The sequence below is a fragment of the Treponema sp. genome (assembly GCF_045657965.1).
Classification (GTDB): Bacteria; Spirochaetota; Spirochaetia; order Treponematales; family Treponemataceae; genus Treponema_D.
In genome coordinates this window covers 1-10791 of record NZ_JAZOUG010000054.1, presented here as the reverse complement: position 1 = coordinate 10791, position 10791 = coordinate 1, and the positions used below count along the sequence as shown (strand labels likewise).

The window sequence follows — 10791 nt, the reverse complement described above, 5'->3', positions numbered from 1 at the left end:
ACGACATGGCTACGATCCGACTTTCTTTTTCGGTCAAAGCAAGAACTGCCGGGCTTGCCATAGCAGCAACAAGCACAAAATCTGCTGCCTTATCCCGTGATTTTGAATAGGAATGCATGAAAAATCTGTCAAATGAGTTTACATCATCTTTATTGTAGACTCTGCCATCGTATTTTTGACGATTTACTTCAAGCACATTGTCTAAAATCAAGTCGCTTCCAGAAAGTGCAATTCCGCTTCCAAGCAGAAGACTGTCTTTTAAAGGTGAAAGCTGAAAAACATTTCCGCTGTAAAAAATATCAGAAAAAGTGCAGAATAAAGCGAAAATATTAAAAACGACTGCAAATAAAATTTTTTTTGATTTCATGAAATTACCTGTCTGTTATTAAATTTTCCTGAATCTTCCTGATTCTGGCTTCATCAAGCTTTATGAAAAGATTTTTTTCGTTTGTTGGAAGAACAGTTCCTTTAGGGGCATTTTTTGCTCTGCGTAAATGCTTGACCTGTGTATAATACAAATCGGCACTTCCGTTTTTACGGGCTTTTGAATAATAGACCGCTAAATTTCCTGCATAAAGAAGAATTTCCAGAGGAACAGTCTTGCCCGGCCGGTTTTTAATAAAAACATAGCCGCCGTGATAGTCGCGGACATGAAGCCACATATCAGAACCTTTTACTGTGTGGCGGAGAAGTTCGTCATTTTCGCCTGCATCACGGCCAACGATAATCTGCCAGCCGTCAATAAAAAAGTCCAGTCCCGGGTGAGATTTTTTTTCCTGCTGTTTTGGTTTCTGCGTTTTCCGTAAAATCTGTTCAAGTTTTACCGGATTTTTTTCGGCAATTATTTTTGAATACTGGCTTTCAAGTTCAGAGAGAGATTTTTCTGTTGAAGCAATATCATATTCAAGATTTTCAAGACCGCCTGTCTGTTTTTTATAAGTTTCGTAGTAAAAAGCTGCGTTTTCCTGAACAGATTTTTTTGGATCTATTTTGATGCTGATTTTTCTTCCGGTTTCAAAATCATCACATTCCAAAAAATTTGAATTTTTCTGGATTTCATGGCCATAAGCAAGAATTAAATCGCCCTGATGTTTATATTGAGCGGCATTTTTAAAAGTTTCCCGCTTTTCTTTGAGCCTTTCCAGTGCGGCGGTGATTCTGCTTTTATGCGATTCGTACCATTTTTCGGCCTGTTCCAGAAGAGATTCAAGTGAGCTTTGGGCAGAATTTTCTGAATAATACAAATCAACTTTCTGATTAAAAGAAAGTTCCGGATAATCAGGATGTTTTTCTGCATATTCTGATTCTAAATCTGAAAAAGACCGTACAGGAAATTTCTGGTATAGGGCCGAAAGTTCTGATTCTGTAAGAATTTTTTGTTCCGGCATTTCAAAAATTTCACCGGTTTTTTCGCCTTTTAAAGGCCTTCTGTAAAAAGAATCAAGAATCAGATTGTCTTTGTCACAAAGAAAAATATTTCCGGCATTTGACCAGAGACGGATATAAAGGCTGTAGAGTTCATTTTCGTCCTGAGTCTGAGCAGATTTTGCTTTTTTGGCAGCATGTTCCTGAGCCTGTGGCATTACATAAATTGTTCCCTGCTTTTCCAGTGTAATTTTGATAATGCGTTCTTTTGAAATCTGCTCACAGCTTTTAATTCTTGCGCCTTTAATTTTTGATTTAAGCATTTCATTAAAACGAAGCGGCTTTTCGTTTCTGGTGATTTTGCGCCTTGTTTCACAGATACGGCAGGCGCCTGCTTCTAGAGAAATGAATAAAGTTTTGGGTAATCCCGGTTTATATGTGTAAACTGCAAGCGAATTAAAATTCGGCTGAACTACTTCCTGAATAAAACTGTCTTTTAAATCCAGTTCGCTGAGAATTAAATCAATTTCATTGCAGTTAAGAGACATTACAGATTAATTGAGCCCGGAACGATTGTCTGAGCGTTGAGGGCTGCACAATGAGTTCCTGCTTTGAGTGCTGATTCCATGTCTTTGTTATTGAGGTAGTTATTCAGGAACCCTGCATCAAAAGTATCGCCGCAGCCAGTTGTATTAATTGCCGTAATATTTTCGATTGGAGTGCGGTAAGCTTTGCCGTTGTCTGCAGAAAGGGTATCTTTGGTTCCGCGGGTTACTACAATAATATTTTTGAGCTCAGCGCTCTTTTTTGAGATTTCAGAAACTAATTCGTCTTCTGACAGAGATTTTCCGATGAAAGTCTGACAGAATTCTGTTTCGTTTAATTTTATGATATCCGGTGTGCAGACTTTGAGGGTAGTGAGTAAATCTTCACCTCTGAAATCAGCAAGAATTGTTTTGCCTGCTTTTTTTGCAACATCGCAGATTCGTCCGCAGATATTTGCTGACCAGTTGGAAGGTCTGCTTCCTGCAAATAAAAGTGCATCGCAGACCATCATGTCTTTTCTGACAAATTCGAGGAGCTTTAATTCTGCTTCTGCACCTGCAATATGAAGCGGGTTCTGAAGTTCGTCAGAAATAACTTCGGTTGTTGTTTTGCCTGTTTTATCAAGAATTGTCCAGCATTCGCGGGTATTGCCTTCGATGTAAATCGGCGTAACATAGAGATTAGTGTCGTTTGAAGCTAAAATCATAAAATGCTCTGCGTTTGCATTTCCGACAGGACATAATGCTACAGAACTTCCTGGTTCAAGCTGATTAAGAACACGTGCGGCATTTAAAGCTTTACCGCTTGCGTCTTCACGCCAAATCTGTGAACGGTTAACTTTTCCAGTATTGAATGAGTCGAAAGTAATTGTGCGCTGGATTGTTGGACTAAGACAAACACAAAGAATTTTCATATTCTCTTAGTATAAATCAATTTATTTAATTTTGACAAGTCTAATTTCAGATACCTTCAGGCAGTTACCGACGTTTTTTAAGGTTAACTTGAAGTGGATTTTTATTTTATAATGACTTAAAATATTCTTAGGATGAATGTCGAGTTTCATCAACAGAACAAAAAAAAATGCGTACACTTCCAGAAAAGTGCGTCTGTCTTCACGCAGATGAGGGTAAAAGGAATTCCGACTGCGCTCGTAAAGCACTTCCGTTGTCGTGCTTTTCTCGCTTGCGAGCCCTCATAGCGTTCCAGCAGACGCTTGCTTTTCTTCCCGTTTCCGCATTTTTTTAATTAATTACTAACAAACTCGACATTCTTCCATACTGATTCCTTATGAAGATGGGGGAAACTTCGAGTTTTAATTTATCTGAGTAAATCAAAGGTTTTTCTGGCTTATTTAATTTTGAATGAAACGTAAGGAGAAGCCAGCATTGAAGTCCATTGAAACGGGCGCTTTAGCGCCGTGGATAGGAATTCCACGACCGTTTCTCGGGACTTCATATGCATCTTCGACTGAGAGTGCAATTCAAAATTAAGTTATGAAACAATGTTTTTGAATTAGCGCAGTGATTTTAAAACTCGAAGTTTGACCTCTTAGTTTTAAAACGAGGTTATTGAATGAAAAAAGCTGTTTTTGTTTTGTTCACTTTTATGCTTTTTATGCAAAGTGTGTTTTGTGCTTCCTTTAAGAAAGGGGAGAATGTTTATGTCTCTGTAAAATCGTCTGCCCTGAAAAGTGGTACCGGTTTTTTTGCGAAAACAATCGGAAAAGTTGAATATGGCGATAAACTTATAGTTATTGAAGGAAATTCTAAAAAAACAAAAGTCAGTCCTGTAAATAATCAGAATGTAGCCGGCTGGATTGCAAATGGAAGCCTTACTGCTAAAAAAATTGCAAAATCAGGTTCATCTGTAAATGCTTCTTCAAATGAACTTGCCTTAGCCGGAAAAGGATTTTCTGAAGAAGCTGAAAAAGCCTTTAAATCAGAAAACAAAAATCTGAATTATGATGAAGTTGATAAAATCGAAAAAATTACTGTTTCTGAGAAAGAACTTCTGAACTTTGTATCAGAAGGGCATTTAAATGGGGGAGAGTAAAATGAAAAATATAAAAATTCAGGCAAAAATTTCTTTTGTTTTAAAATCCCTCTTTTTTTCCTTCCTTCTTTCCGGGTGTGCTACTTCCAGTACACTCACAACTTTGATTTCTGCTACAGCAGAAGTCGCTGAAGCTACAGGACATGGAAAAACAGCCGCCGGACTTACTGCCGCAGCTTCTGCTTCAAAGGCAGCTGAAGCAATAACTCCAGAAAACGAGTATTACATCGGCAGGGCTGTTGCAGCAACAATTTTAACCAATTACAAAGTTTACACTGCAGCTCAAATAGAGCAGTATCTTAATAAAATCTGCTCAGTTATTACCATTAATTCTGAAAGACCGGAGCTTTTTAACGGGTATCATGTAAAAATTCTAGATACAGCTGAAGTTAATGCATTTGCCACAAGCGGCGGTCATATTTTTGTAACGCGCGGACTTTTAGAATGTACGAAAAGCGAGGATTCTCTGGCTGCTGTTATTGCCCATGAAATTGCACACATTCATTTACAGCACAGTTTAATGGCAATAAAAACAAGCCGATGGACTAACGCCGGCGTAAATGCTACTTCTGCAGCAGTGGCTGTTGCAAAAGATTCTGCTGCACTTGCAAAAACAATGAAAGATATGGTCGGTGATGTAGTTTCTGATTTAATAAATAACGGTTATTCAAAAAGTCAGGAACTGCAGGCAGATACCCTTGCAGTTACTTTGATGAACGACGCAGGCTACAATGCTTCTGCTATGCTTGATATGCTTGGCATGCTTAAGTCAAATCAAAATGGAAATACTTCAGGAATGTACAAGACGCATCCTTCGCCTGATGAACGCATAAAAAATGTAAATGTGCAGCTTTCAAAAATTGTGCTCTGTACAGATACTTCTTCTTACAGAAAGGCAAGATTTTCTTCAAACCGTTAAAAAAGGGGCTTTTAATGAAAATCAAAGGAAAAATACGGCAGATTTTACTTTCATGTTTTATTCTGATTGTCCTTACCTGCGTTCTGTATGTATTAAATGTCTTTAAGTGGGCAGAAAACAAATCATATGACTCGAGAATGAAATTTATTTCCCGTTCAACAGAATGCAGCGAACAGATTGCACTGGTTCTGCTTGATCAGGAAAGCCTTGACTGGGCAAAAAATGAATTGGGCTGGAGCTGGCCCTGGCCGAGAAAGGCTTATGCAGAAATGGTCGATTATTTTTCTTCTGGAAAAGCCGCCTGCGTTTCTTTTGATATGATTTATTCAGAACCCTCTGTTTATGGTGAAGAAGATGATAATCAATTTGCCGAAAGCAGCAGAAAATTCGGAAAAGTAATTCAGACTGCTTTTTACGAAAATGAAAATTCTACAGTCCCAACACTTCCGGTTCCTGTTTTAAAAGAAAGTGCTTTTACGCTGGGAGATGTGAGTTCAACTCTTGATAAAACAGATAAAATTGCAAGACGAAGCCAGATTGATAAAGTCAAAAACCGCAATGAATATGGTCTTTCTGCAGCAAGTTTTCTTGTAAACAATGAAGAAAGCTGTCTTGAAGAAATTCCGCGTGCAAAAGAAGGCGGAATGTATGTCCGCTATGTTAATGATTTAAGCCGGTTTGCACCGTACAATGCAAAACAGATTTTACAAAGTGCTGCTAAAATAAAAAACGGCGTAGTTTCCGGCAGTGACGAAGATTTTATTCCGCCTGAACAGTTTTCCGGTAATTATGTATTTTTCGGACTTTATGCGCCCGGTCTTTTTGATATCTGCGCTACTCCGGTTTCTTCAACATACCCTGGAGTTGGAGTTCATCTATGCCAGCTTAACACAATCCTTCAGAAAAATTATTTGAAAGACTGGCCTGAATTTCTTAACTTTATTCTGGTTATTGCTGCTGTTCTCTCTGCTTTTCTGCTTGGTTCTTCAATTTCACAGGCAAGAATTTCTTCGCTTTTAGTTAAAACTTTATTTGCTTTTACACTTTTATTCACTTATTTTACAGTTTCTTATTATGTTTTTGATTCCGGATATATTCTACCGGTAGTGCCGGTGCTTTTTTCATTTATCCTGGCTTATATTACTGCTATTTTTGAAGGATACATGACTGAAGGAAGACAGAAAAGATACATAAAATCGGCTTTCAGACAGTATTTAAGCCCGGCCGTTATTGAAAATCTTATTGAAAATCCGGAAAAATTAAATCTCGGCGGGGAAGAACGTGAAATTACCGCATATTTTTCTGATGTTCAGGGCTTTACATCAATTTCTGAAAAGCTTTCACCAAAAGAACTTACTGACCTTTTAAACAATTATCTGAGTGCAATGACAGACATTATTCTTGAGCATGGTGGCACAATTGACAAATATGAAGGCGATGCAATAATTGCTTTCTGGGGAGCGCCTTCAGAACAGAAAGATCATGCAAAACGTGCTGTTGAAACTGCCCTTGCATGTCAGGAAAAGCTTTCACAAATGCAGGAGGAATTAACGCGCGTTACTGGAAAGCCATTTGTCCAGCGTATCGGCTTAAACACAGGAAAGGCAGTTGTAGGTAATATGGGAAGCCGGAGCCGTTTTGATTATACAATGATGGGTGATACTGTAAATCTGGCAAGCCGGCTTGAAGGAATCAACAAACAGTTTGGAACTTATACAATGTGTTCCCGTGCAACAATGCAGGGCGCTCTTGAAAACGGGGCCGAGTGTTCTTTCCGTCAGATTGCAAAAATTGCCGTTGTAGGTAAAAACGAAGGTGTTGATGTTTTTGTTCCTCTGAAAGCAGATGAATTTGAAAAATATTTAGAAATCAGACGGGTTTATGATGAAGCATATTCACTTTTTGTAAATGGTGAATTTGAAAAAGCAAAAAGCATCTTTGAAATTATTAAGGACAAAGATGCTCCTGCATTGAAATTCATAGAAAAGTGCGGGGCTCTGATTAAAAATCCGCCTGCTTCATGGGATGGAATTTTACGTGCTACAGAAAAATAGGCGTTTATCCTTCCATTTTTGCAAGTTTGTGTTCGAGTTCTACAATCTGTGTGTGAATATAATGGTCCACCGTAAATTTTTCCAGAATTCCAAGCGGTTCGTTTGCTCCATTTACAACACAGATTGAGTCAGTGTCATAATCAGTAAAAAGCTGGTACGCATCAGGAAGACTCATCTGTGGTGTGCAGGTGATTTTCGGCTTTTCCATAATGTCCATGGCAGGCAGAAGTTCACCCATTTCGCCAATCTGCATGGTTTCTTTTAAATGTTCGATGGAAATCTGACCGATGAGTTTTCCTGATTTTTCACCTTCAGTTCCACGGACTTCGTAATTCATGTTTTCATGGTGCGTAAAATCCCTGATAATTTTTCCGACCATGTCAGTGTCGTTTACGATTGTGTAAGAATTCTGTCCGCAGAGTTTACAGCCGTTTATACAGATGTCAGAAACTTTTGCATTTTTCATTAAATCTTCTGCCGTTACATTTAAGCCAATTTCACCGGCTTTGCTTACTCCGTATTTTACGCAGATAGGTCCCAAAATTTGTACGATAAATGTAGTTGCCGTGATAATCAGCATAATCTGCGGTCCTATTGAATCAGGAAAATCGTTTCCGGATGCGATTGAAAGACCGATTGCAACACCTGCCTGACTTAAAAGACAGTAGGGAAGATATTTCCGCACGGTTTCAGGAGCGCCTGTTAATCTTGCACCTAAGCGGCTTCCGATTGTTTTTCCGAGCGTTCTGCCGCCTACATATAAAAGTGCAGTAACTGCAATGAAAGGAGTTACAATCCAGATATTAAGTTTTGCTCCGACCGTTACAAAAAAAAGCACATAAACCGGCGGTGTAAAGCGTTCGACCAGTTTAAACATTGCATTTGTTTTGGGATGAGCAAAATTTGTCATAAAAAAGCCGGTAAACATTGCTGAAAGAATGTTATCAAGGCCCAGTGAATTACAGACTCCGCTGCATAAAAAGAGGGTTCCGAGTGAAAATCCCAGAACACGCCCTTCATTGTTCATGATGTTTTTGAGAATCAGATTCAGAATAAAACCGAAGGCAAGACCGAGCAGAACTGAACCGAAAATATCATAAGCGATTGCACCAAGCTGAGAAATAAATGAAACTGAATGACCGCCGAGAAGTGGAGCAGAAATTGTGGCTGCAACTGCGTATAAAATCAGTGCAACTGCATCATCCATTGCAACAATTCCTAAAATCGTTGTAGTTAAAGGACCTTTTGTGCGGTATTCTTTTAAAACATCGGTTGTAGCGGCAGGTGCTGTGGCGGCACAAATTGCTCCCAGAATAAGGCCGAATGAAAGAGCCTGTGCCACGGATTTTGTAAAAAGGTAAGTTACGCTTCCTGTCAAAATGCTTACGACAAAGAAGGGGGTAATTGATTCGCCGATTAAAATTCCAACGAACTGTTTTCCGTATTTTTTAATGATGCTGATTTTAAGTTCTGCACCGACTAAAAATCCAATCAGAGTAAGGGATGCGGTAGAGATTGGATTTAAGGCAGCTAAAGTGTCTTTTCCGAGTAAGACAAAACCTGAAACACCGATTAAAATTCCGATTACAATATAGCCTACAACCTGCGGAATCTTAAGCTTTTGAAAAATACGGCCGCCAAATGAGCCGAAAAACATCATAATTCCGGTTAACAGTATAAACTGAGTGCCGCTTAAAGCCATAAAATGAAAAGACTGCGGCAGAATCTGTGAAAGAGGATTTTCCATAAGGACTAGATTATAATGAATTGTCCGGTTTTATTATAGCCTAATACATAATCTCGCGGACTGTTTCGCCCGGGAGTTTGTTTTCATACAGATACGCATACATTGCTGCTGCGGAAATCACTTTTCTGCCGTATTCGCGGGTTTCTGTGAAAGGAAGTGATTCCAGAAATAAATCCATGCTGATTCCAACCGGCTTTTTTGCAGGTTTTCCTGTTGCAGCCCAGTCGTTCCGGAATCTTTTAGCCCAGTTGCGTACATTTGTAAGACCGGCGTTGTATGCATAAAGTGCAAGAAGTTCGTTATTGTCATCAGTGCGTGAAATTAAAGATGAAAGATAGTGTGCACCCATACGGACATTTGTTTTTGCATCAAAAATATCGAAATTTTCATCGATTTTGAGTTTTTTTGCTTCATCACTTGCAGTAGATTCCATTAACTGAGTTAAACCGCAGGCCCCTGCTTTACTTGTGATATTTGCATCAAAAAAACTTTCACTTCTTACAAGTGCAAAAAGCAGATATGAGGGAAGATTAAATTCTTCAGCGGCTTCTTCAATAATCTGTCTGTAAAACTTCGGGAAAGTGCGTTCTAAAAGTTCATGTGGAACAGGTCCGCTTGAATTTTCAAAAGCACGGGAAGCGATACGAAGGCTTTGAATTGCATAAGTGTTGTCTTTAGCCCCTTCTGCACATTTAGCCATATAATCAGCGATTTCGATTGAATCCTGCATGGTAAGATTTGAACGGTTTAAAATCCATTCAGAATAAACGTGCTGCGGAAGGCCGAATGCAACATAGCCCTGTAAAAGATGCGATGAGCCGTTGTCTGTAATTTCTTCTGAGGCAGAGTTTTTATTGAAAAGATATGACTCGACCAGAGCCGGATCGGTTACATTTAAGCGTTCAAGTGCGCATATTTTGTAATAGAGGGAAGAAGAACTGTTTAAAACACTCATAAATGCTTCAACTGCCTTGCGGGTTTTTAAATCTTCATCTCCCTGTGCAAGACCTTCTTCGATTAAGCGGCCTGAAATGTAGGCATATTTTCCGGCAGTGTATTCTGAAAAATTGGAACCGGTTTTATCCCAGACTTTGTAAAAATCCTGCCACCTCTGGCTTGAAAGAAGCAGAATTGAAAGGGACTCAAAAAAGTCGTCAAAATAATCCGGAGAATGAATCTGCGGTCCGTATTCAGTTAAAGTAGAAATGATGTCGTCTGTTGATGTACGCAGCTGAAAATTCAAAAGATACCAGAGGCAGTTATCAAACTGAAGGGAATCATCTGTTGAAGCAAGTGCGCTTTTAAATCGTGAAACTGCCTGTTTTGAATAACGGCCGGCCTTGTCATAAAGACGGGCTGCATAAAAGTACGCAAAATATGCTTTTTCCCGTGAAAGACCTGTGGCAAGCGAATCAAATTTTCTTGCTGAAGAAAAATAATCGCTGGTGCCGTACAGAGTTGATTTTCCTATGTCCGAAAGCAGCTGGCAGTCAATTTCTTCGCCGCGGTTTTCGTAGATTTTAAAAATTTTATTGATTTGGGAAAAAGTAAATTTGTAGCTTCTGTGATAAACTGCCATTCTGAAATCAACAATCGTTTTCTGCGGGTTTTCACCTTCCTGGAGTGCATCAAAAAGCGGCTCAAACCCTTCTTCCGGTTCAATACTCTGATTCTGCTCTTCCTGACTTTCATTTGAATCTTTTATGGCAAGCTGACTTTCCAAAAGACTCCGTTTATTAAGATTTTTCTGAAAATTTTCGCTTATTTCCTGAATTTTTTTGTTGTTATCGCTTAAAAATGAAAGGTAAGACGGATAACTTTCCAGATGCTCGCTTGAAACAGGTCGTGAAGTTACCCAGTCAAAAAACTCGTTTTCAAAGCGGCTGTCTTTTTTCTGGGCAAGCGAAAGGATTCTGTATTTTACGATTTCGTTTTTGCTGTCTTTTAAAGAAATGTTTTCAGTTAAATTTATGATTTTTGCGTATTCGCTGTGATTAAAAAGCTCGCGCAGTGCCTTTGCAAGAGAAGCCTCATCGTCATAGTTTTGTGCAAGATATTCTGCTGCCTTTACTTTATCTTTGACACTTCCAAGCAGAGTAAGGGATTCT

General features: G+C 39.0%; 8 protein-coding genes. 3 read left to right on the top strand and 5 right to left on the bottom strand.

The window, feature by feature from the left end; genetic code table 11:
* From ACKI5B_RS02030 to ACKI5B_RS02020, 3 genes are all read right to left on the bottom strand, one after another.
* The coding region (locus ACKI5B_RS02030; RefSeq protein ID WP_407425326.1) for a hypothetical protein at window positions 1–367 on the bottom strand (367 nt) is incomplete at its 3' end.
* A gap of 4 nt (window positions 368–371) precedes the next feature.
* Window positions 372–1913 carry an NFACT RNA binding domain-containing protein gene (locus ACKI5B_RS02025; RefSeq protein ID WP_407425324.1) on the bottom strand — a complete coding sequence of 514 codons (1542 nt, stop codon included), beginning with the start codon at window positions 1911–1913 and terminating at the stop codon, window positions 372–374.
* The gene (locus ACKI5B_RS02020) at window positions 1913–2824 is read right to left on the bottom strand and encodes a 1-phosphofructokinase family hexose kinase (protein ID WP_407425322.1); all 912 of its coding nucleotides are present in this window, start codon (window positions 2822–2824) and stop codon (window positions 1913–1915) included. The genes ACKI5B_RS02025 and ACKI5B_RS02020 overlap by 1 nt, the downstream gene beginning before the upstream one ends.
* A gap of 659 nt (window positions 2825–3483) precedes the next feature.
* Here ACKI5B_RS02020 and ACKI5B_RS02015 point away from each other — a divergent pair.
* From ACKI5B_RS02015 to ACKI5B_RS02005, 3 genes are read left to right on the top strand one after another with little or no spacing between them, the layout of a single operon-like run.
* On the top strand, window positions 3484–3963 hold the full coding sequence (locus ACKI5B_RS02015; protein ID WP_407425319.1) for a hypothetical protein: 480 nt from the start codon (window positions 3484–3486) through the stop codon (window positions 3961–3963).
* 1 nt (window position 3964) lies between these two features.
* Window positions 3965–4882: a M48 family metalloprotease gene (locus tag ACKI5B_RS02010; protein ID WP_407425317.1), complete on the top strand. Its 918-nt coding sequence runs from the start codon at window positions 3965–3967 to the stop codon at window positions 4880–4882.
* A gap of 14 nt (window positions 4883–4896) precedes the next feature.
* Window positions 4897–6936, top strand: coding sequence for a CHASE2 domain-containing protein (locus ACKI5B_RS02005; RefSeq protein ID WP_407425315.1), 2040 nt, complete (start codon window positions 4897–4899; stop codon window positions 6934–6936).
* 4 nt (window positions 6937–6940) lie between these two features.
* Here ACKI5B_RS02005 and ACKI5B_RS02000 read toward each other — a convergent pair whose 3' ends face one another.
* Window positions 6941–8683, bottom strand: a complete 1743-nt coding sequence (locus tag ACKI5B_RS02000; RefSeq protein WP_407425313.1) for a cation:proton antiporter domain-containing protein — start codon at window positions 8681–8683, stop codon at window positions 6941–6943.
* A 40-nt stretch (window positions 8684–8723) separates the two neighbouring features.
* Window positions 8724–10791 (bottom strand): flagellar assembly lytic transglycosylase (locus tag ACKI5B_RS01995; protein ID WP_407425311.1); only part of this gene is annotated, 2068 nt, incomplete at its 5' end.